The sequence below is a fragment of the Gluconacetobacter diazotrophicus PA1 5 genome (genome assembly GCF_000021325.1).
Classification (GTDB): domain Bacteria; phylum Pseudomonadota; class Alphaproteobacteria; order Acetobacterales; family Acetobacteraceae; genus Gluconacetobacter; species Gluconacetobacter diazotrophicus.
The window spans coordinates 3,005,865-3,028,206 of sequence record NC_011365.1 but is presented as its reverse complement, the minus strand read 5'-3'; the positions used below and the strand labels follow the sequence as shown (position 1 = coordinate 3,028,206).

Below are 22,342 nucleotides of genomic sequence, written 5' to 3'. Positions count from 1 at the left end.
GCCCGGATCACCGGTCGCCGGCCTGTGCCGTGGCCTGCACCGGGGCCGAGGCCTGTTCGAACCCGTAGCCCAGGGCCAGCAGCGTGGCCTCGGACCAGGCGGGACCGATGAAGGACAGTCCGACCGGCAGCCCCCGCACCTGCCCCATCGGCACGCTGAGGTGCGGATAGCCCGCGACCGCCGCCAGCGACCCGGCCCCCGTCCCGTCCCCGGGGCGGTCGCCCAGCACCGGGTCGGTCATCCAGGCCGGCCCGATCGTGGGCGCGACCAGCGCGTCCAGATGATCATGCGCCAGCATCGCATCGATCCCCTGCGCCCCCGCCAGCCGCCGCGCCGTGTCGCGCGCGGTCGTATAGGCGGGGTCGGACAATGCCGGCGCGTCCTGCGCCCGTTCGAACAGATCCTGCCCGAACCAGGGCATTTCCCGATCGGCATGCGCGCGGTTGAACGCGATCAGCGCCGGCAGGTCACGCACCGTCACCGCCGCCGGGGTATGGGCCAGATAGGCGTTCAGCCCGGCGCGAAATTCGGACAGCAGGACGGTCAGTTCCGGCCCGTCGATCGCGGAGGAATCGAAGGCGGGAATATCGACCAGGACCGCCCCCCCGTCGCGCAGCCGCGCCAGCGCCGCCTCGAACAGCACCCGCACGTCCGGATTGCCGCCCTGGGCGAAGCGCATCACCCCGATGCGCCGGCCCCGCAGCGCGTCGGGCCGCAGGCCGGCCAGATAGTCCGCATGATGCCGGTCGGCCGCCGCCGTCGCCGGATCGTCCGGGTCCGATCCCGCGATGACGCCCAGCAGCAGGGCGGCGTCGCGCACCGTGCGCGTCAGCGGCCCCGCCGTGTCCTGGCTGGCGGAAATCGGCACGATCCCGCTGCGCGACACCAGCCCGACGGTGGGCTTCAGCCCCACGATCCCGTTGACCGAGGCCGGGCATGTGATGGACCCGTCGGTTTCCGTGCCGATCGCGGCAGGGGCCAGCCCGGCCGCCACCGCGACGGCGCTGCCCGCGCTGGACCCGCATGCGGTCCGCGCCCGGTCATGGGGATTGTGCGTCAGGCCCCCCACCGCACTCCATCCGCTGCTGGCGTGGGCCGAGCGGAAATTGGCCCATTCCGACAGATTGGCCTTGCCCAGCACGATCGCCCCCGCCGCGCGCAGCAGCGCAATCACCGGCGCATCGCGATGCGAGACATTGCCCGCCAGCGCCAGCGACCCCGCCGTGGTCGGCAGGTCGTCCCGCGTTTCGATATTGTCCTTCACCACGATCGGCAGGCCGTAAAGCGGCCCCGGCACCCGCCGCATCCGCGCCAGCGCGGCGGCCTGCTGCGCCGCATCGGGGTTCAACGCCAGGATCGCATGCAGCCCGCCGGGCCCCGCATCGACCTGCGCGATACGCGCGCTGTAGCGGCGCACCAGGTCATCGGGCGCCAGCCGCCCGGCATGCATGTCCGCCACCAGGCCGGCGGCGCTGTCGGGCGCGGCCCGCGACAGGCCGGGCGCGCAGACCGCCAGCGTTGCGGCCAGCGCCGCGACAGGTCCCGTTTTTTTCGGAAGACGAAAACGCGAGAAGACTTCGGTACCCGACACAGCGCCCCTGGATGTCATTTCTGGAACTGCCCCAACCATGTCACCAGCAGGCCGGCCAGGGCAATCCGCGCATCGGAAAAGCTGTGGTCGGTATCCAGCGTCCGGGCTTCCAGATGTGTCGCACCATCCTGCCGCGCGGCCCGGGCGGCGGCGGCGGACATGAAGCCGATCCCGCGCGTCGTGCCGATCAGCGCCAGGGGCCGCCCGGACAGCGCCGGCATAGTCGCGACCAGATCCAGCGACGGACCGGCATGCGCCACCTCGGCCATGATCTGGTCCGCGCTGGTGCCCGTCAGCGGCGGCAGGTCCCCGCGCACTTCACCGACCAGGAACGCCTCGCGCTTTTTGGGGTCGGAAAAGCCGCGGCCGATCGCGGCAAAATCGGCCGGATCGATCAGGAAGGCGCCGATAACACGCGGATCGTCCGCAGCGGTCCGCGCGGCGACGATCCCGCCCAGACTGTGCCCGGCGACGGCTATCCGCGACGGGTCGATGGCGAATTGCGCGATCACCTGCGGCCGGCGCAGATACGCCAGCGCGCTGGCGGCATCCTGCACGCAATGGTCAAAGGAAAAGCGGCCGGGACTGTCCCAGGACCCCCGATAATGGAACGTCAGAACATTCCACCCCGCACGCCGCGCCGCCTGCGCCAGGTCCAGATTCTGCTCGTTGCCGGGAAAGCCATGGAGCAGCAGCAAGGTCGGATGCGACCGCGCACCGGCCGCGCTGTACATCACCGCATTCAGCGCGCCGTCCCCCGACGGGATGACGAAGGCGGTCATCGCCGCCGGATGCGCGTGATCGACGGGCGGATCGGTGGTCACCGCAGCGGGCGGCGGCGCCGCCAGCGCCATGACGGGCGCCACGAGCAGAAGCGAAAACAGCATCCGTCGCATCAGTACACTCCATCCCCAGGCATAAGCAGCCTGCCTCCGACCCGAGGCAGGCGATGATCGAGAAAAAAAACTGACGCCGAACGATTTTTTTTCATCGCGCGGTGCGGAAGCTTTTCTCCTGACAGCCCTTTCCCGCCGGGTATTCACCCTATACTGCGGTCGAGATGGAGTAAATACTTCGAAAGAATCGGTAGCGTGCAGGAAACGAGGTTCTCCCGCGCCCGCCCGCCAACCGGGAAAACGCGCCAGCCTGTCAGTTGGGCCTGGACATGCCGTTTTCATGCGACGGCGCCATCATCATGCCGTCATGGCTCATCGACTCTCCGGACATCGCATTCTTCTCCATGCCGTGGCGGGTCGTGTCCGCATGTTTCCGCATGGCGTCTTGGGACATGGCATTCGGTGCCATTTTGTCATGCGACATGGCATTCCTGGCCATGCCGTCATGCGCCATCGCATCGCGCGACATGCTGTCCTGCGCGACTGCCGTACCGACGACGGCGATATTGGACCATATTGCGGCGGCGACCATGAGATGACGAATGGACATGAAGCTTGCTCCCTGATTGAAAAAATCTGCATGGAGACGGACATTTCCGTCCCACTGTTTTGTTCTTCGCCCGTACGGGTCCGAAGGTTACAGAGAGCGAATTATTTTACGATCCGCCGAACCAGTCATACCCCTGATCCTCCCAGTAGCCGCCGGGAAAGCGGTTCGTGACAGTGATCGCCGCCAGATATTTCGGATTCTTGTAGCCCAGCTTGGTCGGGATCCGGACCTTCATGGGGGCGCCATAGGCCGCCGGCAGCGCGGCATCGTCGAAATCCAGTACCATGATGGTCTGTGGATGCAGGGCCGTCGCCATGTCGATGCTGGTCGAATAATCGTCGAAACAATGAAAATCGACGTATTTCGCCCGCAGATCGGCCCCGACATGCTGCAGGAACACCGAAAGCGGCACGCCGGACCAGCAGCCGATCGCGCTCCATCCCTCCACGCAGATATGACGCGTGATCTGACGCTTCTGCGGCAAGGCGCGGAACCGCGCGAGCGACCAGGGACGCGTGTCCGTGACCAGACCCGACACCTCCAGGCGCCATTGCGCCGGATCGACCGTACGCACCTCATCCTGCCCGTAATAGGCATTGAACGGGAAAGGACGCGTGATCCGCGAGGCGTCGAACTCGCGCGCCAGGCGATGCCGGCTGAACAACAGCGCCTGCGCGCGATCGGTAAAGTTCATCACCCGCGCGAGCGCACGTTCGACCGCAGGTTCGTCATCCAGCACGCAGCCCGACAACATGGCAAGCCCCCCGAGCGACACCATGCCCTTCAGCATCAGTCGACACTCCAGGCGGCGCAATTCCGGCGCGATGGCCGCGCGATCCAGGTCCGGCCGCTTCATCGGGCTGCCTCCGAATCATGCGGCACTGGTCTGCGGCCGAACACCATGCCGAACAGGGTCGACGGCACGATCAGGGCAAGCACCACGTGGACGATCAGGAACCCGACGATCAACGCCATCATCGTGAAGTGAACCCGGCGCGCGATGTCGTAGCCGCCGAACAGCCAGGTCAGCCATCCAAGCTGCACGGGCTTCCAGATCGAAAGGCCCGAGGCCACCGTCAGGGCGGCCACGATCAGCACGCCCGTATAGAGCAGCCGCTGTACCGCGTTGTACCGACCGGGCATGTGAGACAGCCGGAAGCGCAGCGCAAGACCCATGTCGCGGCCGATAGCGCGCACGCCCTGCGGTCGCAGGTCGCGCCGGAAATGGCCCGAGACGACGCCATACGCCACGTAGATGACACCTGCGCCCATCAGCGTCCACATCGCCGCGAAATGCCAGGCGATCCCGCCGGCAAGCCATCCCCCCAGGGTCATCCAGGGCGGAAAGGTGAACGGCAGGATGGGCGAGGCATTGTAGATCTGCCACCCGCTGCCGATCATGGCGAGCATCGACAGCGCGCCGATCCAGTGGGTGATCCTGATGACCAGCGCGGGCGTGCGGCGAGGTCGGGGCATCTGCGGGCCTCCTGGAACTGATGTCGGTCCGTTCGTCCCGCACCAGCAAACGGTTACAGGCTTGCGCAAAAAGATAGTCCGCCGCCGCTCGTAACCAATGGCCCCGGCACGCCGAAGAACCGGACATCCTGTCATCGTGAAGGAGCGGTTCCATGACCTCCCGCCGCCAGTTCTGCCTTGCCTCGGCCGCGTTCCTGCTGGCCGCGCGCCCCGGCCGCGCCGCGCCGCCCTATGCCGTCTCGCATTCGGATGCGGAATGGCGCCGCCTGCTGACGCCCGCGCAATACGACGTCCTGCGCCGGGCCGGCACGGAAATGCCGTGGTCCAGCCCCCTTCTGGGCGAGCATCGACCTGGCCGCTTCGCCTGCGCCGGGTGCGATACCGCCGCGTTCGACGCCGGCACCAAATTCGAAAGCGGCACCGGCTGGCCGAGTTTCTACCGCGCCCTGCCGCATGCCGTGCAGGAACGCGCCGACCATTCGCTCGGCAGGGATCGGACCGAGGTGCTGTGCGCCACCTGCGGCGGCCATCTCGGCCATGTTTTCGACGACGGCCCGCCGCCTACGGGCCTGCGCTACTGCATGAACGGCGTCGCCCTGTCCTTCCACCCGGCCTGAGAGCCTGACCGAAAATGCGCGCTGGCGGCGATCCGACGCGCGTTTCCTGCGCTCCGGTGCTCACGGCCATCAAGGCCGCTCCGCTCCGGTGCTCGGGAACACACGCCGGGCGCGGCCTATCGGGCCGCTCTCGCTCACCAGCTCACATTTTCGGTCAGGCTCTGAGAGGACCAAAACCATGACACGGTCAGGACTACTCGGCATCTCGCTCATTGCCATGGGGGCGCTCGGCACGGCGTGCCATGCCGCGGACGCGCCGCTCGCCACGCGTCTGCCGCCGCCGGCAGCCGCCGAAGCGCCCGCGACGACCCATCGTGCCACCGCCGTCTTCGCCGGAGGATGTTTCTGGGGCGTCCAGAGTGTCTTCCAGCACATACGCGGCGTGACCGCGACGCGCGCGGGATATGACGGCGGAACGAAGGACACCGCCGAATACGAGACCGTCAGCGGCGGCGATACGGGGCACGCGGAATCGGTCGCGGTCGAATACGACCCGACGCAGGTCGGTTACGGCACGCTGATGCAGATCTTCTTCTCGGTCGCACTGGACCCTACGCAGGTGAACAGGCAATTTCCGGATGTCGGCAGCCAGTATCGCTCCGCCCTGTTCACCCGCACGCCGGAGCAGGCGACGGCGGCGCGCGCCTATATCCGGCAGCTGAATGCCGCGCATGTCTTCGCGCGCCCGATCGCAACGCAGATCGTTCCGGATCATGGCTTCTATCCGGCCGAGGAGTATCACCAGAATTTCGCGGCCCGCCATCCGGAAGATTCCTACATCGCAACGTATGACGCCCCTCGGATCGAGGCGCTGAAGATGGTATACGGCGCACAGTATCGCGATGACCCGATCCTGACGCTTGCCGCGCCCGGCGGACCGTAAGGGCGGGGGCGGCAGCAACAGGAGCAAGAGTGACGGAAGCCGAATGGAGTCACTGGATGGCGGCCGCCCAGCAGGGCGACGCCAATGCCTATCGGCTTGTCCTCGCCGAGGCCGCTGCGTGGCTGAGGCGTTTCTTCCTTCGCCGGCTGCCGCCCCCCATGATCGATTGTTTGGTCCCGGGATTTGGTGGTGCGGATTATGTATGAACCGTGATGGTTCTTTTTCCCACTGCTGACAAATGAATTCATATGGAGTGAGGCCGCGCAGGGTCTTGAGCCTGCGGGCGAAATTGTAGGCGGTAACGAAGTCGGCGAGGTGTTGACGCAACTGGTCATGTGTTTCGTAGTAGAAGCGCTTGACGGTGGCGTCCTTGATCGTGCGGTTCATCCTCTCGACCTGGCCATTCGTCCAGGGATGTCGCGGCTTTGTCAGTCGATGCTCGATATCGAGATCAGCACAGGCCAGTTCAAAAGAGTGGCACCGGAACAGGACACCATCCGCCCGCATGGCCTTGATGTCTTCGGGTGTCCATCCATTGCCGGCCGGATCGGTAAAATGCGTGCCGTTATCGGTCAGCACGGTATGGATGCGGTAGGGAACCGCAGCGGCCAGAGCACGCAGGAAGTCACCGGCAACGCGACGTGTCGCTTTCTCGTGCAATTGGACAAAAGCGAATTTCGAGGTCCGGTCGATCGCCACCAGAAGATAAAGGCGCCCCATTTCAGTGCGGACTTCAGCAATGTCGATGTGAAAATAGCCGATCGGATAACTCTTGAACTTCGACCGTTTTGGTTTGTCGCCTTCGGTCTCGGGCAGGCGGCTGATCCCATGGCGCTGAAAACAACGGTGCAGGGAAGATCGCGTCAGATGCGGGATCGTCGCCTGAAGCGCATAAAGGCAATCATCAAGAGGCAGCAGGGTATGGCGACGGAAGGCCACAACGATCGCTTCTTCTTCGGTCGACAGGATGGTTGAGGATGCGACCTTCGGACCGGTGCGTCGATCCGACGTATCGGTCCGCCCCTTCCATTTGGCGACCGTCTTCGGGTTGATCCCGTAGCGTTTCGCCAGAACCCTCAGGCTCTCTTGACTATGTTGTATCGCTCGACGGACTGCCGCTGTCGTCGTGGCGCTTCCGTGGTGAACCTGGCCCATAGCGCATCCTTCCACTCATGTGAAAATAATGCACCACCAAATCCCGGGACCAAACACATAGGCGCTTTTCCATTTCGGGCGCATAGCGCTGCACCCATCGGTAGATCGTGGAATGATCCACGCTCACACCGCGCTCGGCCAGCATGGTTTCAAGGTCGCGATAGCTGATCCCGTAGCGGCAATACCACCGAACCGCCCACAGGATCACAGCTCCACCAAAATGCCGACCCTTGAAATCGTTCATCCACAACGCCCCGCCTCAAAACTGACCGCGGTTTCCAACAGGCACGCCAACTTTGCAACAGAGCCCTTTTGCCCGCTTTATGAATTCAGGCAGTTCGACAACGGTCTGCAGCTTTGACATTCACAACAAGTATACGTCAATGACTCATAGATCGGAAGATGGAAGGCTCGGAGAACGGCTCTGTTGTAACCGGTCGTAGGGGATCTCGCTCGTGCGCGCCGCCATCGGCTGGATACTCTTGCGATCGTCCAGTCCGATCAGACCCGCAATATAAGCCGGGCACATGCTGCGCTGAGCCTTGCGGCCCCGCCCCGCCCCGCCCCGCCCCGCCCCGCCAGAGAGGGCGCCAGCCATGCATCAAGATCAACCCGCCAATCGCCATCCATCGCCAGCTCCCGCCATAGCCGGTATCCTATGAATCAGCGATCGCTCTCGAAGGGAATCCTTCGTCCAAATTTTCTGCGAGAGTAGTAATAGGGTCATGATCCGATGTTGTCGAATGAGCGAGCACCGCGTCAATCATCTCTCCGGCACAGCCGAGATAGCGCGCCGGATCGGTCAGGTGGTCGATCTGCCGATGCGAAAGCTGCTCCGTGACGGCGTCGTCCGCCTTTAGCATCTCGGCTAGCGACCTGTTTTGTTCGAGCGCCGCGCGGCAGACTTTGTAGAGCATGTCGTGAGCCTGGCCCCGACCGATCTTCGGTGCCAGAGCCATCATGACAGCTTCCGACATGATGAGCCCTTTGGTGATACCGAGGTTCGCGGCCATTCGATCCCCGTTCACCTCAAGCCCCTCGATTACGAAAGCGGCTTGCGACAGTGCCCCGCTAGCGAGCGAAAATATACGCGGCAGTTCGATCCACTCGATCTCCCACGGCCCCGTCGCGCGCTCATGGTCAGCATCCATGCTGCCGAGAAGGGCTGCGGTCGACTGGCGCACACTCGCCGCACAGGCAGTGATGTAGCAGCACGAGATCGGATTGCGCTTCTGCGGCATGGTCGAGGAGGAGCCGCGATTAAGAACGAACGGCTCGGCTGCCTCGTTCACTTCCGTCATCATCATGGTCTTGAGATCGGTAGCGAACTTTGACAGCGTCCCGGTAACAAGGCCAAGGAAACATGCCGTTTCAGCAATCGAGTCGCGATCCGTGTGCCAGGTGATGGGCGGTCGGGCGAGGCCCAGCGTGTCGGCGAGGACTTTCTGGACATCGAGACCGCGATCGCCGAGAGAGGCGAGCGTCCCGCAGGCGCCGCCGAACTCCAGAACCTCAATACGCGGACGTAGCTCCGCCAACCGCTCGCGATGACGTAACAGGCAAGCGGCCAGTCTTGCCATCTTAAAGCCGAAGGTGATTGGCACCGCCTGCTGTAGGTTCGAGCGCCCCACCATCGGCAAATCGCGATGTGCACGGGCGAGGCCGGAGGCTGCGGCGATGCAGCGTTCGAGCAGATCGGCCACCACGTCGAGCGACGCCTTTATCTGCAGGACGGTAGCGGTATCGGTGATGTCTTGCGTAGTGGCACCCCAATGGCACCAGTCGCCCGCATCGCCGGCGAGCGACTGGATCTGGTGGACGAGCGGGAGGACCGGATAGCCGATCTCTGCCGTTTCATCCGCGAGCCGTACCATGTCGATCTTCTCGAGCAAGCAAACGGACGCAATTTTCTTCGCAGCGTCTGCGGGGATAATGCCGAGCCGCCCTTGAACCTCCGAGAGTGCTGCTTCAACGGCGAGGTACTGCTCGGTCCGTCCGGAGTCCGACCAGATCTTGCGAACACGCGGTTCGGTGAAGAGGTCCCGGAAAACGGGGCTGTCGATGACGCTGGTTGCCAAGATTCGGCCTTTCAGTGGTCGGTATCGGAGCTTTCGCCCGCGTTACCCATTGCTTGCGGGAGTGCAGAAGGCTGTGTCCCGAGGTGTGGTGTAGGAGCACCGTTCCTCGAAGGGTTCGAGGTTATCAGGCGGCCACGGCGGGCAGGCTGATTGTGGGATTATGGCTGATGGCGGCCAGTCCTTCCAGCGTCATGTAACGTCGGCAGACCGCCCACTCGTCGTTCTGTTCGAGCATCAGCGCGCCGACGAGGCGGATAATGGCGGCATCGTTGGGGAAAATGCCGATGACGTCGCAGCGACGCTTGATCTCCCTGTTCACCCGCTCGATCGGGTTCGTCGACGAGATTTGCGTCCAATGCTCCCGAGGAAAGCCCATGTAGGCAAGCACGTCCACTTCCGTCCGCTTCATGAATTCGGCCAGCTTCGGAAAGCCTTCGCGCAGCTTGTCGGTGACGTGCCGCCATTGGCGTGACGCATCCTCGGCGGTTTCCTGCGTGAAGATCGTGCGCAACAGGGCCGAGATGGCAGGACGCTGCTTCGCATGGGCATGGGCGAGCGCATTGCGCAGCCAGTGCACCCGGCAGCGTTGCAGGGTCGCATTGAACACGCGACCGGCCGCGGCCCGCAGTCCGGCATGCGCGTCGGCCACCACCAACTTCACGCCGCGCAGGCCGCGATCGGCCAGGGAGCGCAGGAAATCCGTCCAGAACGCTTCCGCTTCGGACGGTCCCGTCGCCACGCCGAGCACCTCACGACGGCCGTCCGTATTTACGCCCACGGCGATTATCACGGCAATCGAGACAATCCGGCCACCCTGGCGCAGTTTCAGATAGGTGGCGTCGATCCAGAGATACGGCCATTCGCCCTCGATCGGCCGAGACAGGAAGCTGTTGACCCGTTCGTCGATCTCGCCCACCAGACGACTGACCTGGCTTTTGGAGATGCCCCCGGCGCCCATCGCGCGGACGAGATCATCGACCGATCGCGTGGAAATACCCTGGACGTAGGCTTCCTGGATGACCGCCAGCAGTGCCTTTTCCGCCGTTTTCCGCGGCTCCAGGAAGGTCGGGAAATAGCTGCCCTTGCGTAGCTTCGGGATCGCAAGCTCCACCGTGCCCGCCCGGGTGTCCCAGTTCCGAGCGCGGTAGCCGTTGCGTTGGGTCGAGCGGGAGGCCGAACGCGCGCCAAGCGGCGCACCGGTCCCGGCCTCAACCTCCATCTCCATCATCCGATCGGCAGCGAACGCCAGCATCTCACGAACAAAATCGCCATCCGACGCTTGCTCCACAAGCTCCAGCAGCGCCATCTTCTCGTCGGTCATCGTCAGGTCCTTCAGGTTCAGTTCGCACCCGAACCCTATCAAAGACCGGCGATGGCCGCCTCAGCAGCCAGACTCGCTCCTACACCACACCTCGGGACACAGCCGTGCAGACGAGGTTTCCCGAAGCTAATCGGGCCGCGGAATGGAAATCTCCACGGCAGCAACACCTTGCCTTCGAATTCCTGATCCGGCACGGTACCATGCCGGATCCACCGCCGCTAGCCAGCGGTCGCTTCGATATCTGTATGTGGGCAATAACGCGGCACAGCCGGACCTGTTGCAAAGTTTTTGGTGTTGCGTGAAACCGCGTTTGGTATTGGTGTGAGGCACTGCGCATGGGTGATTTCAAGGGTCGGCATTTTGGTGGAGCTGTGATCCTGTGGGCGGTTCGGTGGTATTGCCGCTACGGGATCAGCTATCGCGACCTTGAAACCATGCTGGCCGAGCGCGGTGTGAGCGTGGATCATTCCACGATCTACCGATGGGTGCAGCGCTATGCGCCCGAAATGGAAAAGCGCCTACGCTGGTACTGGAAACGCCCGGGCTTCTCCCGCAGCTGGCGGGTGGATGAGACGTATATCAAGGTGAAGGGGCGTTGGACGTATCTATATCGGGCGGTCGACAAGGATGGGGATACGATTGATTTCTATCTGTCGCCAACCCGAAACGCGAAGGCGGCCCAACGCTTCCTGGGCAAGGCGGTGAACGGTCTGAAGGACTGGGAGAAGCCCGAGACGATCAACACGGACAGGGCCCCGACCTATGGGATTGCGATCGGCGAGCTCAAAAAGGACGGCAAGCTGACGGATACGGTGAAACACCGCCAGGTGAAGTATCTGAACAACGTGATCGAGGCCGATCATGGCAAGCTGAAGCAGCTGATCCGGCCTGTTCGCGGATTCAAGACCCTGAAGACGGCCTATGCGACCATCAGGGGCTTCGAGGTCATGCGGGCCTTGAAAAAAGGGCAGGCCAAACCCTGGCAACAGGAAAAAGGCATCATGGGAGAAGTGCGTCTGATCGAAAGGCAGTTCGGGATTTACACAGCCTGAAATGTAGAAGTCTCGACTAAATCTGACGGATGGTGTCTGCTGAAGCTCAACCAGGGCTGCGGCGGGGGCGGAGTGGCCGGGCGACGCAGCCCCCGCCGCAGCCATCGGAGGATATCCTCATGACCCGTGACCAGAAGATCATCCGCGCCAAAGTTGGCCTGCTGGAACTATCGAAGCAACTGGGCAACGTCTCCCAGGCCTGCAAGATGATGGGGTATTCGCGCGACAGCTTCTACCGCTTCAAGGAGCTCTACGACAAAGGCGGCGAAATCGCGCTCCAGGAACTCTCCCGCCGCAAACCCTTGCTGAAAAACCGCGTCGAGCCGGCGGTTGAGGAAGCAGTGGTCGCGATCGCCATCGAACAACCGGCCTGGGGCCAGGCCCGCGTGGCCAACGAACTGCTCAAGCGCGGCGTCACCGTCTCTCCTTTCGGGGTGCGCAGCATCTGGCTGCGCCACGACCTCGCTACCATGAAGCTCCGCCTCAAGGCGCTCGAAGCCAAGATGGCCCAGGAACGGCTGATCCTCACCGAAAGCCAGCTTGCGGCCCTGGAGAAGGCCAAGGCCGACAAGGAGGCCTGGGGCGAGTTCGAGACCGAATGTCCCGGCTATTGCGGCGCCCAGGATACCTTCTATGTCGGCACCCTGAAGGGCGTCGGTCGCGTCTACCAGCAGACCTTCGTCGATACCTACAGCAAGGTCGGCTTCGCCAAGCTCTATGACCGCAAGACCCCGGTTACCGCTGCCGACCTGCTCAACGACCGCGTCATCCCCTTCTTCGAGCTGCACGATCTCCCGCTCCAGCGCGTGCTGACCGACCGGGGCACCGAATTCTGCGGCTCTCATGACCGCCATGAATACGAACTCTATCTGGCGGTGGAGAACATCGACCATACCCGCACCAAGGCGCGCAGCCCGCAGACCAACGGCATCGTCGAGCGCTTCCACAAGACCATGCTCGACGAGTTCTATCGTGTCACTTTTCGCCGCAAGATCTACGACAGCATCCACGAACTCCAGGCAGACCTCGACGAATGGATGGATGACTTCAACCGCAATCGCACCCACCAGGGACGATACTGCTTCGGCAAAACCCCGATGCAAACCTTCCTTGACGCAGCCCACCACGCCCGCGAAAAAGATATCGGGCGCCACGTCGAACACCACATGAACGCGTAGCATCCACGCCGGCCACTTCAAGCCGTCCGTCAGATTAAGTGCAAACTTCTACACCTGAAAACCTTGGGAATCAGGCCCGATCCAACCCATTCCTAACTTTGCAACAGAGCCCGTCCACACATGGGCCGGCTTCGTCTATGTCGCCTTCGTGATCGACGCCTATGCCCGGCGCATCGTCGGCTGGAAGGTCAGCACGTCAGCCACCGCCGGCTTCGTGCTGGACGCCCTGGAGCAGGCGATCCATGCCCGCAGGCCCGGACCCGAGGATGGCTTGATCCACCATAGTGACAGGGGCGTCCAATACCTCGCCATGAATTACACCCAGCGCCTGGCCGAGGCCGATCTGGTACCCTCGGTCGGCAGCGTCGGGGACTCCTATGACAATGCCCTGGCCGAGACCATCAACGGCCTCTACAAGGCCGAGGTCATCTGGCGGCAGCCTTCCTGGCCGACCGTATCGGCCGTGGAAATGGCAACATTGCGCTGGGTCGATTGGTTCAATAACCATCGCCTCTTTGGCCCCATCGGCTATATCCCACCCGCCGAGGCCGAAGCCAACTACTATGCAGCCCTCGAGATCATCGATATGGCTGCGTGACTCAAACCAAATGGCCTCCGGGAAACCCGGGACGCTTCAGCTCCACCAAAATGCCGACCCTTGAAATCACCCATGCGCAGTGCCTCACACCAATACCAAACGCGGTTTCACGCAACACCAAAAACTTTGCAACAGGTCCCGGAAATCTACCGGGATGCGGTCAAGAATGCCGGTCTTGGCTGGACGGATGTCGAAGGGCATGTCCTGGCTTATGCAGCCAAGCAAGGCTGGACTAGCGAGAAAACAGCGGACGAGTTGGAACGGGTCCGGGCATTCCTGAAAATGTGAGGGTGGATTATGCGGCTCGCGCCCTTTCCCTCACCTGGTCTGACATTGCCGACGCTGATGGTGTCGACCGATGAGCGGGAAATGATGTTAGAGCCCGATCCGAAAGTTTTTGAACAATACCAGCCTGTTGTGATTCATCCGTCTTTGCGAAGAGATGGAGTGAATGGTGACATGGACTGGTATTGCCCGACGTGAACATAGCCGGGAAGGGTTGCGATATCCATCGGATATGACGGACGGGGAGTGGGCTTTGATCATGCCATTTGTACCCCCGGCGAAACGGGGCGGTCGCCCCCGCACTACGGATATGCGCGAGGTGGTCAACGCGATGCTCTACATAGCCTCGGCCGGGTGTGCGTGGCGCCTGCTGCCGAAATGCTTTCCGCCGGTCTCGACCGTCAGGCGCTATTTTTACGCCTGGCGTGGTGCCGGAGTGTTCGAAGTCATGAATACGGTGCTGGTCATGAGCCTGCGCGAGATCGAGGGGCGTGAAGCCTCTCCGAGCGCGGGCGTGATTGACAGCCAGTCGGTGAAAACCACGGAAAGTGGCGGGCTTTCGGGCTATGACGCGGGGAAGAAGGTCAAGGGCCGCAAGCGCCATATTGTGACGGATACCTGCGGCTTCCTGATCTTTCTCCTCGTTCATGCCGCCGACATCCAGGACCGTGATGGGGCTGTTGATGTCCTGGCAGCGATACGCAGGCGCTTTCCCTGGCTGCGCCACATCTTCGCTGATGGCGGCTATGCTGGCGACAAATTGCGATCCGCGCTCGCCTCCATGGGAAAATGGACCCTTGAAATCATCAGGCGGTCCGATACGGCGAAGGGCTTTCAGATCCTGCCGCGCCGCTGGGTGGTTGAACGGACATTCGCATGGCTGGGACGGTGCAGGCGGCTCGCCAAAGACTGGGAACAATCCATTGCTTCCTCAACCGCATGGACATTGATCGCCTCGATCCGAATGCTCACACGACGGACAGCAAGGCATTGTCACGGTTGAAGAACTTTCGGATCGGGCTCTAATACCAACTCCTGTTTGTTAAAACCCATGTGCCCATTGTCGTAGCCCGAGGGACATGATGCGCCAGGGCTGGTCGACGAGCTGGTTCCAGGCGTGGCAGCAGATATCGACGATGTCGTCGTAGGTGCGGAAGATCCGGTTCGACAGCCAGGTATTGCGCATGAACTGCCAGGCGTTTTCCACCGGATTGAGTTCGGGCGAGCGTGGCGGGAGCGGCAGGATGGTGATGTTGGCGGGGATATCGAGTTTCGGGCTGGTATGCCACGCTGCCTGATCGACGATGAGGATAGCGTGAGCGCCCGGCGCTACGGCCTGCGAGATCTCGTCGAGATGCCGGTTCATGGCGTGGAGGTTGCACCAGGGCAGGACGAGGGCCGCTCCCTTGCCTAGCGCCGGACAGATCGCTCCGAAGATCCAGGCCGAACGTGTGCGCTGATCGGCAGGCGCGCGTGGACGGGTGCCGCGTCTGGCCCAGCGGCGCGTCAGCTTCGTTTTCTGGCCGACCCTCGCCTCGTCGCCCCACCAGAGTTCGATGGCCTTGCCGGGATGCCGGGCCCGGATCCCGGCCATGACGTCGGGGAAGCTTTTTTAAAAACGTCCTGGGCCTCGGGATCCTGGGCATGGTGCCGGGGGCGTCCCGTCAGAAGGCGGAAGTCGAGGCCCCGGATAACGGCGCTCAGCCGGCTGCGCGAAAGAGAGACGCCGAATTCCTCATAAAGCCATTGCCCCAGATCAGCCTGCCGCCAGCGCACCACCCCATGCACGGCAGCGATCGGGCCGTCCTCGATCCGGCGCATCAGCGCTTCCAACATGGCTGGTGTCAGGCGGGGAACGACACCGCCCCCATGATGATCCCGCACGCCATCCGGGCCCTCGGCGTTGAAACGCACCACCCAGTCCCGCACAATCTGCCGATCCGTCCCAGCCAGTCGTGCCGCGTCTCCGCGTGACGCACCATCGTAGATCGCCGCCAGCGCCAGAAGCCGACGCGCCTGGCCCGCATGCCTCGTTGTCCGCGCCAGAGCACGCAGTCCCGCCGCATCATAATCCTCACGCAACGCTAACGCCCCGCCCATTCGGATGCCTCCCGCCCGGTTCGGCATCCTGTGAATCACAGCTCGTTCCAGAACGATACCGTCAGGCAATCACATATGAGTCAGGGCCGACCGGAGTTGGTATAAGAGACTGTTTCAAAAGTCTCCACATCGCTAAAATTCAGTTCGTTGTGGAATTTCAGGCGTCAGATTGTCTATGGTGGAAGGGAAGTGGTTATAGCAGGCAGCTTCTAACCACTTCCCTGTGAAGAACGCTGCGGACACAGCACAGCGTTCTTCACTAGGTGTCCGAAACCTGCATGAAAGGCAAAAAAATGCAGAATATTCCCGAACACCATCTCGCATTACTCGCGCAATTCCCTCGAATGTTAGATCCTATTCGGCTGGGATGTCTCAATTATTCAGAGATAAGAGACCTGCGGCGAGCAATTTATCTTGCTGATAGGGATAAGGAGAAAAACAATAAAAATTAACACTCAATAAATACCTTACTCTATGAGACGGACCAATAGTTTGAATACCGTCATAAATTGATGGGATGAAGGATTCACTTCATCCCATCAATACAAAAAACACACAAAGCGATCTTAATTTTGGTAAGATTTAAGATTCTTTATTGCTTGGTTCATCACATTGTTCGCTGTTTCTCCCCATGAGACGAACCTAATGTTGGAGGGATCAATTCCGGCCTCCACCTTCGAACGCCCTAGTGTCGTTACACTTGCCATTCGGCCTCTTCCCGACAGGATAACCGCACACCTGTTAGGGTCACCTTGGGCATAGGAGCAATGCAACAGGTGATTTCTGATTTGGCCAGAAAGATTATCCGTAGAAAACCAAATCCTTTTTAGCTCGTCACTATCGTCTATAACGTTGCAACTGTCTAAATCTTCACAATATACGTATCCTTTTATATGAAATTCCTTTCCTGCCGCCTCTTTCCCGTAGGAAATAAATGTACTTACATCTATAGAGTTATTGTATTCGGTTTGTAGAGCGTTATCATTTTGTTCTTGTTGCTGCGCTTGCAATTCAGGATCAATGCGTTGGACCCAGCCGGGGGCCGGTCCGTTATTGGCAATGCAATCTTGGAAATGTTGCATAGTCTGGCCAAAATTCGGCCATGCGATATTTATCTGTTCAACTTCAACCAAGTTGCTATCGGCGTCCCCTCCTGCGGCAGATATATCAATTTGCAATGATTGCTGGGTCGTTAATTGGTCTACAAATGATCTGTAATTATCAGGGGTCATATCCAAAGCGTACAAATGATTATTGTCGTCATTCAGATCGTGTCCAGAACCTTCCCCCTGCTGTCCCTGATAATCAAATTTAAACTGAAAATCTGAATTGGCGTGAGAGGTCCTATTTCTGATAAAGTAGATATTATTTGCCTCATAATTCACGGGGTATTTGAAGAATATCTTCTGATCGCCTCCTCTGTGCCACAGGGTTAATTGCTCATCCGCGTTACTTATTACGCACAAATCTTTTTTTGTTGATCCGGACGTTAAAGTGCTACCGTCTGGATATTTGTAATAGATGGTTCCGGCCCGCGCGTTTCCGACGACAAACGACAACAATGCTGACAATAAAGAGAGCGTTAAGAGTCTCATTCCCGTCTTCTTTCTAAATGTGATCGCTAAGTATTTTTGATTTTCTTTCTTGGTATTCGGAGTTTGATATTAATCCGCTATCAAGAAGCGATTTGGCTTCCTTCAATTTCTGTTCGATCAAGCTCACTGTCGGCATTGGAGTGGCTGAAGGAAATCCTTGGATGTTCACACCCCCGGACTTGGCCCGATGTTCTTCCATCATTCGGATTCGGTTTTTCTCAGTCCAATCCTGTTTCTGTGCGTTCGCCACTGCGTAAATCTTCGACGCGACCTGTGAATCCACTCCAATTATATCAAATCCGGGATCGTGATTAGGAGAATCGGTAAATGAGAAAAACAAATTCGATCCCAATATGCTTGGGAAATTATTTTCTTCTATAGAAACTTCTGAGATATATTTCCATTGCCACTCTTCCATCTTCTTGTAACCGCCCAATATTTTTCTTTGAAGCGACATGATGCGGTTATTGGTAACGGCAATTCCAAACCTGCGATGAAACAGGGCAAATGGCCTCAGTTCTACGACCTCAGCGACAAGTGTTTCGTCAGCGGTGAGGTTAGATTCGATCTTTTTGATCAAAGTTTCGCGTCTATTGGGCGCGCCCCAGAAGATAAAACAGCAGTTAGCTATAAAAAATAACAGAGTCAGACCGATAGTAGGGACAGAAAGTGTTATTGCTAAAATCCCATACAAACAGAATAAAAGTATATTGCCCAGCCCCCTCATTGAACGACACCTCGTGTTCTGCCCTACGACGGGCATAGTTTCCCATCGACGCCTCCCTGGCGTCGGGCGGGTCGTAGCGTGTTCACACGAGGTATAGGCACGCCCTGCTTATTTCCCTTGGACGAAGAATGAGTGCCCCCATTCACCGCCTTGGCTCGAAAGCCGGGTGTTGCATTAGGCAGGCCACCCGACATAGGGGCGACCTCGTGTGAAAAGGCGCTACGACACGCCACCCGTAGGATATGGGAAAATGAGATTTCCAACAAGCTTCGCCCGATAAGTGATTCATTGTAATAATGAATCTCAGAAATCTGAAGCATTAAATGTTTTTTTGCGCCAATATTGAACATTGAAAGAAGAACACCATCTACTCATGGCATTCCTACTCCATAGAAGAAGGGGGCAATAATATGTAAAAATATTTCGGAATATTATAATGCAGCGACGATCCTACGATACTGATCTGACTGATGACCAGTGGGAACTGATCAAGCCCTATATCTTTGATGCCAAATGGGGTGGTAGGCCACGCAGTACAGATATGAGGGAGATACTGAACGCTATTTTCTATATGCTGAAGAATGGTTGCATGTGGCGCGGGTTACCTCGCGATTTTCCGCCGTGGGGCACCGTTTACCGCTATTTCCGTGCATTTGGAGTATGCAGGAAATTCGGTATGGCTTTCAATGACTTCTATCGTCAATTGCGGTTGATGGATGGCCGCTCTGATGAACCGTCTTTGCTCACCATAGACAGCCAGAGCGTTAAGACCGCCAAAATGTCTAATCTTTCCAAGGGCTTTGATGGAGGAAAGAAGGTAAAGGGTCGCAAGCGCCACTTGGCCGTGGATGGTGCTGGCAATATCGTGGGTGTCGTGGTGACATCAGCTAATACCCACGATGTGAAGGGTGGCAAAAAGCTAATCCGCAAACTGAAAAAGAAGCATGAGGTTAGCGCGGTGCAGAAAGTCGTTGCTGACAAAGGCTATCGAGGAGAGAAACTCAGCAAATACGTGAAAAAGTTTCTGGGAGGAGAGGTCGAAATTGGGGAAAATCATACAAATCCTAATACCAACTCCTGTTTGTTAAAACCCATGTGCCCATTGTCGTAGCCCGAGGGACATGATGCGCCAGGGCTGGTCGACGAGCTGGTTCCAGGCGTGGCAGCAGATATCGACGATGTCGTCGTAGGTGCGGAAGATCCGGTTCGACAGCCAGGTATTGCGCATGAACTGCCAGACGTTTTCCACCGGATTGAGTTCGGGCGAGCGTGGCGGGAGCGGCAGGATGGTGATGTTGGCGGGGATATCGAGTTTCGGGCTGGTATGCCACGCTGCCTGATCGACGATGAGGATAGCGTGAGCGCCCGGCGCTACGGCCTGCGAGATCTCGTCGAGATGCCGGTTCATGGCGTGGAGGTTGCACCAGGGCAGGACGAGGGCCGCTCCCTTGCCTAGCGCCGGACAGATCGCTCCGAAGATCCAGGCCGAACGTGTGCGCTGATCGGCAGGCGCGCGTGGACGGGTGCCGCGTCTGGCCCAGCGGCGCGTCAGCTTCGTTTTCTGGCCGACCCTCGCCTCGTCGCCCCACCAGAGTTCGATGGCCTTGCCGGGATGCCGGGCCCGGATCCCGGCCATGACGTCGGGGAAGCTTTTTTAAAAACGTCCTGGGCCTCGGGATCCTGGGCATGGTGCCGGGGGCGTCCCGTCAGAAGGCGGAAGTCGAGGCCCCGGATAACGGCGCTCAGCCGGCTGCGCGAAAGAGAGACGCCGAATTCCTCATAAAGCCATTGCCCCAGATCAGCCTGCCGCCAGCGCACCACCCCATGCACGGCAGCGATCGGGCCGTCCTCGATCCGGCGCATCAGCGCTTCCAACATGGCTGGTGTCAGGCGGGGAACGACACCGCCCCCATGATGATCCCGCACGCCATCCGGGCCCTCGGCGTTGAAACGCACCACCCAGTCCCGCACAATCTGCCGATCCGTCCCAGCCAGTCGTGCCGCGTCTCCGCGTGACGCACCATCGTAGATCGCCGCCAGCGCCAGAAGCCGACGCGCCTGGCCCGCATGCCTCGTTGTCCGCGCCAGAGCACGCAGTCCCGCCGCATCATAATCCTCACGCAACGCTAACGCCCCGCCCATTCGGATGCCTCCCGCCCGGTTCGGCATCCTGTGAATCACAGCTCGTTCCAGAACGATACCGTCAGGCAATCACATATGAGTCAGGGCCGACCGGAGTTGGTATAAGGACGGCTTTATTCCGGCGCAAAAGCGTTGGCTGGTCGAACGAGGATTTGCGTGGCTGGGTGACTATCGTAGGCTGGATAAGGATTATGAAGAAAGGGCAGATGTGTCCTGCCATATGATTGAACTGGCAATTCTTCGTATGGCGCTGCGGCGGCTTTGTCCTGTTCCGAGGATAGGGAAGAGTTGGGTTTAATGTGGCGTCATTTTCAGAAAAACATTGACAATAAAACAAGAGTATGAAAATTGGGCGGTGGGGTATGCGACACCCCACCGCCCCGCGACACGCGCAGCCACATCGGATTGCGACCGTCGCATCAGGGCATCACGATGAAAGGATCAAAATCGTGACGTTCCCGATCACTGATTCCTCGTTGGAGCAGAAGGCTCGACAAGCGTGGAACAAATTCATAATGGCCCGCAGGGCTGGAAAACTTGCATTTCCGCCGCCACCTTCGGTGATGATTTCCGCGTTTCGAGAAAAACAGAGTGAAGAAGTTTGGAGGGGGTTTATGAAAAAAATTGATTAATACTTAACTTATTTTGCAATCTACTGTTTTGATAGTTTATTACTATAGGTGGGGGCAATTTTTACCTTTGAGGTGTCACCCACCCTCTTCTATTGTCCTCTCTTCAGGTTTTCTTGAATTCCCAAACCCCGGCACATCCGTTGTCGTCTGGGGTTCATTCCCCTCAACAGCCTCGGTACACTCCATACCGGGTTGTGTTCGCGCTTCAATCAGAAGTTTTAATAACGTAGGCATTTGAAGCCTCCCAATTGCCCATTTTCGAAAGAAGGGAGATTTCTTCCCTTCTTGATTTAATTGGGTTATTCTCCTATGATTTCTATTGGAGAGGCTAATTTGTTTGCGAACTGGAATCACATCTCACTTCCACCCGATGTATATTCAATCTTTGGGTATCTGGTTACGATAAAGCCGTCTGATTTTCTCACTTTTGTCGTTTCCGTTGCGATCGGCTCTATTACTGTTTGGATTGCTAATTGGCAGCGCCGAATTGCCAAAGAGAAGGTTATTTCTGACCTCTTTGAGCGTAGGTATGCAATTTATGAAATTCATGTGCGTGCGATTAGGAAGGTCTGCATTGCGGATTATAACCAAAATGAAGATTATAGTATTGTTGATGAGGCTTCCTATGCCTCTAAACAGGCGCAGTTCATATTAGATAACAAAACTTATGGATATTTATCTTCTATATTGATGAGGCTAGATAAAATGTTATCATTGGGCCGTTTTATAGAAAACAATAAAGCAATGGCCCCTCACTCCACGGGCGCTCGTGAATCTCAGATTAAAGCCTTTCACGAAATTTGTCGTCTGCGAGACGAATTGTTGCTTGAACTTGGCGGGGGGCTTACTGATGCCTTTATGCCATTCCTTAAAATTAAGGACTTTAGATCTGACATAAAAATTGGAAATGAAATAAATATAATTTCAAAATTAAAACATTTTTTCAAGTATATTTTTAAAATCAAGAAGTAGAACCCTCATATCGCGAATGGAGAGGGTAATCCTGATAGCCTTTTCCCCGTATTTGCTATTCCAAAGCGTAATTGACTCGATCTGTTTGATCTTGTTTGCATTATAATGCAGGTCGCCATGAGCCAATGCGTGCCTCACGAAATAGATGAATTCGAGATAATTGAAATCCTCTGCTGTTTTTGCGGCAAAGGGAACAGGTGGGGGCCTTGCTCTGAAATAGCTGATGAATTCCTTCCCTTTGGCTGATTTCTCGAAGGGATGAATGAAAGCCCCCAAGAAGGTATTAACGAGTTGGGTAACCTCGTAGAGGCCGTGGTCTTGGTAATTGGCTTCAATGAAATCGAGGTTGATCAGGGACCGCCTCATGATGTCCAAGAGCGGGTCGCTCGGAATTCCCATGCCTTCGTAGCCCCTGAGAAGATGATGGGGTCCAGTGTCCCGTGAGAGGGCCGTGGAAGGCAAGGGGAGTGGTCATGGAAATGAGTTTTTAGGCC

23 protein-coding genes and 4 pseudogenes are annotated in these 22,342 nt (G+C 58.8%); 12 read left to right on the top strand and 15 right to left on the bottom strand.

Going from position 1 to position 22,342, the window contains the following annotated elements; translation table 11 throughout:
- Positions 1-7: 7 nt before the first annotated feature.
- From GDIA_RS13830 to GDIA_RS13810, 5 genes are all read right to left on the bottom strand, one after another.
- Positions 8-1,609 (bottom strand): amidase, encoded by a 1,602-nt coding sequence (locus GDIA_RS13830; protein ID WP_012554531.1) that lies wholly within the window; start codon positions 1,607-1,609, stop codon positions 8-10.
- Entirely contained in the window at positions 1,606-2,487 is an 882-nt protein-coding gene (locus GDIA_RS13825) for an alpha/beta hydrolase family protein (protein ID WP_012228314.1), read from the bottom strand. Before GDIA_RS13825 ends, GDIA_RS13830 begins: the two co-directional genes overlap by 4 nt.
- 253 nt (positions 2,488-2,740) lie before the next feature.
- On the bottom strand, positions 2,741-3,019 hold the full coding sequence (locus tag GDIA_RS13820) for a pentapeptide MXKDX repeat protein (protein ID WP_231854366.1): 279 nt from the start codon (positions 3,017-3,019) through the stop codon (positions 2,741-2,743).
- Between the two features lie 124 nt (positions 3,020-3,143).
- Entirely contained in the window at positions 3,144-3,893 is a 750-nt protein-coding gene (locus tag GDIA_RS13815) for a molybdopterin-dependent oxidoreductase (protein WP_012554530.1), read from the bottom strand.
- Positions 3,890-4,513, bottom strand: coding sequence for a cytochrome b/b6 domain-containing protein (locus GDIA_RS13810; RefSeq protein ID WP_012228317.1), 624 nt, complete (start codon positions 4,511-4,513; stop codon positions 3,890-3,892). The genes GDIA_RS13815 and GDIA_RS13810 overlap by 4 nt, the downstream gene beginning before the upstream one ends.
- A 152-nt stretch (positions 4,514-4,665) precedes the next feature.
- Between GDIA_RS13810 and msrB the strand changes: the two genes are divergently transcribed.
- The 3 genes from msrB to GDIA_RS19730 all read left to right on the top strand — a co-directional run bounded on the left by msrB (position 4,666) and on the right by GDIA_RS19730 (position 6,219).
- Positions 4,666-5,130, top strand: coding sequence for a peptide-methionine (R)-S-oxide reductase MsrB (gene msrB / locus GDIA_RS13805; protein ID WP_012554529.1), 465 nt, complete (start codon positions 4,666-4,668; stop codon positions 5,128-5,130).
- Between the two features lie 178 nt (positions 5,131-5,308).
- Positions 5,309-6,013, top strand: coding sequence for a peptide-methionine (S)-S-oxide reductase MsrA (gene msrA, locus GDIA_RS13800; RefSeq protein ID WP_012228319.1), 705 nt, complete (start codon positions 5,309-5,311; stop codon positions 6,011-6,013).
- Between the two features lie 29 nt (positions 6,014-6,042).
- Positions 6,043-6,219, top strand: coding sequence for a hypothetical protein (locus tag GDIA_RS19730; RefSeq protein ID WP_231854151.1), 177 nt, complete (start codon positions 6,043-6,045; stop codon positions 6,217-6,219).
- On the opposite strand, the pseudogene GDIA_RS18810 reads toward GDIA_RS19730, so the two are convergent.
- The 5 genes and pseudogenes from GDIA_RS18810 to GDIA_RS13785 form a co-directional block, all read right to left on the bottom strand.
- Positions 6,182-7,168, bottom strand: a pseudogene (locus tag GDIA_RS18810) (IS481-like element ISGdi9 family transposase); the annotation flags it as partial. The gene GDIA_RS19730 and the pseudogene GDIA_RS18810 sit on opposite strands and share 38 nt — an antisense overlap.
- Before the next feature lie 58 nt (positions 7,169-7,226).
- Positions 7,227-7,412 (bottom strand): annotated as a pseudogene (locus GDIA_RS18805) (IS6 family transposase); the annotation flags it as partial.
- A 186-nt stretch (positions 7,413-7,598) separates the two neighbouring features.
- A pseudogene (locus GDIA_RS19955) lies at positions 7,599-7,718 on the bottom strand (hypothetical protein); the annotation flags it as partial.
- A gap of 106 nt (positions 7,719-7,824) precedes the next feature.
- Positions 7,825-9,246, bottom strand: a complete 1,422-nt coding sequence (locus GDIA_RS13790) for a class-II fumarase/aspartase family protein (RefSeq protein ID WP_012228320.1) — start codon at positions 9,244-9,246, stop codon at positions 7,825-7,827.
- Between the two features lie 124 nt (positions 9,247-9,370).
- Positions 9,371-10,567, bottom strand: coding sequence for an IS256-like element ISGdi8 family transposase (locus GDIA_RS13785; protein ID WP_012553962.1), 1,197 nt, complete (start codon positions 10,565-10,567; stop codon positions 9,371-9,373).
- Between the two features lie 335 nt (positions 10,568-10,902).
- On the opposite strand from GDIA_RS13785, the gene GDIA_RS13780 reads away from it, so the two are divergent.
- The 5 genes and pseudogenes from GDIA_RS13780 (at position 10,903) to GDIA_RS13765 (ending at position 14,683) form a co-directional block, all read left to right on the top strand.
- On the top strand, positions 10,903-11,619 hold the full coding sequence (locus GDIA_RS13780) for an IS6 family transposase (RefSeq protein ID WP_012554528.1): 717 nt from the start codon (positions 10,903-10,905) through the stop codon (positions 11,617-11,619).
- 119 nt (positions 11,620-11,738) lie between these two features.
- Positions 11,739-12,797, top strand: a complete 1,059-nt coding sequence (locus GDIA_RS13775; RefSeq protein ID WP_012222646.1) for an IS481-like element ISGdi10 family transposase — start codon at positions 11,739-11,741, stop codon at positions 12,795-12,797.
- Between the two features lie 112 nt (positions 12,798-12,909).
- Positions 12,910-13,395: pseudogene (locus tag GDIA_RS13770) on the top strand (IS3 family transposase); the annotation flags it as partial.
- A gap of 72 nt (positions 13,396-13,467) precedes the next feature.
- Positions 13,468-13,683, top strand: a complete 216-nt coding sequence (locus GDIA_RS19315) for a hypothetical protein (protein ID WP_157864196.1) — start codon at positions 13,468-13,470, stop codon at positions 13,681-13,683.
- A 163-nt stretch (positions 13,684-13,846) separates the two neighbouring features.
- A complete protein-coding gene (locus tag GDIA_RS13765) occupies positions 13,847-14,683 on the top strand; it encodes an IS5-like element ISGdi1 family transposase (RefSeq protein WP_012222260.1) in 837 nt (278 codons plus the stop codon).
- A gap of 39 nt (positions 14,684-14,722) precedes the next feature.
- On the opposite strand, the gene GDIA_RS18790 is transcribed toward GDIA_RS13765, so the two are convergent.
- The 3 genes from GDIA_RS18790 to GDIA_RS19305 all read right to left on the bottom strand — a co-directional run bounded on the left by GDIA_RS18790 (position 14,723) and on the right by GDIA_RS19305 (position 18,102).
- Positions 14,723-15,780, bottom strand: a protein-coding gene (locus GDIA_RS18790) for an IS630-like element ISGdi4 family transposase (RefSeq protein ID WP_157864195.1) whose coding sequence is annotated in 2 segments (ribosomal slippage) — positions 14,723-15,288 and positions 15,288-15,780 — 1,059 coding nt in all. Because the reading frame shifts where the segments join, the coding sequence is not laid out codon by codon here.
- A gap of 566 nt (positions 15,781-16,346) precedes the next feature.
- Positions 16,347-17,375 carry a hypothetical protein gene (locus tag GDIA_RS19310; protein WP_012554525.1) on the bottom strand — a complete coding sequence of 343 codons (1,029 nt, stop codon included), beginning with the start codon at positions 17,373-17,375 and terminating at the stop codon, positions 16,347-16,349.
- Positions 17,376-17,388: 13 nt separating this feature from the next.
- The gene (locus GDIA_RS19305; RefSeq protein ID WP_012554524.1) at positions 17,389-18,102 is read right to left on the bottom strand and encodes an SHOCT domain-containing protein; all 714 of its coding nucleotides are present in this window, start codon (positions 18,100-18,102) and stop codon (positions 17,389-17,391) included.
- Positions 18,103-18,538: 436 nt separating this feature from the next.
- On the opposite strand from GDIA_RS19305, the gene GDIA_RS18785 reads away from it, so the two are divergent.
- On the top strand, positions 18,539-19,213 hold the full coding sequence (locus tag GDIA_RS18785) for an IS5 family transposase (protein ID WP_081434744.1): 675 nt from the start codon (positions 18,539-18,541) through the stop codon (positions 19,211-19,213).
- Here GDIA_RS18785 and GDIA_RS18780 read toward each other — a convergent pair.
- A protein-coding gene (locus tag GDIA_RS18780; RefSeq protein WP_157864088.1) for an IS630-like element ISGdi4 family transposase occupies positions 19,187-20,244 on the bottom strand; the annotation gives its coding sequence in 2 pieces (ribosomal slippage) (positions 19,187-19,752 and positions 19,752-20,244; 1,059 coding nt in all). The two genes, GDIA_RS18785 and GDIA_RS18780, sit on opposite strands and share 27 nt — an antisense overlap.
- 115 nt (positions 20,245-20,359) lie before the next feature.
- On the opposite strand from GDIA_RS18780, the gene GDIA_RS19840 reads away from it, so the two are divergent.
- From GDIA_RS19840 to GDIA_RS19295, 3 genes are all read left to right on the top strand, one after another.
- Positions 20,360-20,542 carry a transposase gene (locus GDIA_RS19840; protein WP_081434743.1) on the top strand — a complete coding sequence of 61 codons (183 nt, stop codon included), beginning with the start codon at positions 20,360-20,362 and terminating at the stop codon, positions 20,540-20,542.
- Positions 20,543-20,693: 151 nt separating this feature from the next.
- The gene (locus tag GDIA_RS19300) at positions 20,694-20,876 is read left to right on the top strand and encodes a hypothetical protein (protein ID WP_144880582.1); all 183 of its coding nucleotides are present in this window, start codon (positions 20,694-20,696) and stop codon (positions 20,874-20,876) included.
- A gap of 309 nt (positions 20,877-21,185) precedes the next feature.
- The gene (locus tag GDIA_RS19295) at positions 21,186-21,848 is read left to right on the top strand and encodes a hypothetical protein (protein ID WP_144880583.1); all 663 of its coding nucleotides are present in this window, start codon (positions 21,186-21,188) and stop codon (positions 21,846-21,848) included.
- On the opposite strand, the gene GDIA_RS13740 is transcribed toward GDIA_RS19295, so the two are convergent.
- Complete coding sequence (locus GDIA_RS13740) at positions 21,807-22,310, bottom strand: HEPN family nuclease (protein ID WP_244410113.1); 504 nt, start codon at positions 22,308-22,310, stop codon at positions 21,807-21,809. The two genes, GDIA_RS19295 and GDIA_RS13740, sit on opposite strands and share 42 nt — an antisense overlap.
- Between the last annotated feature and the right edge of the window lie 32 nt (positions 22,311-22,342).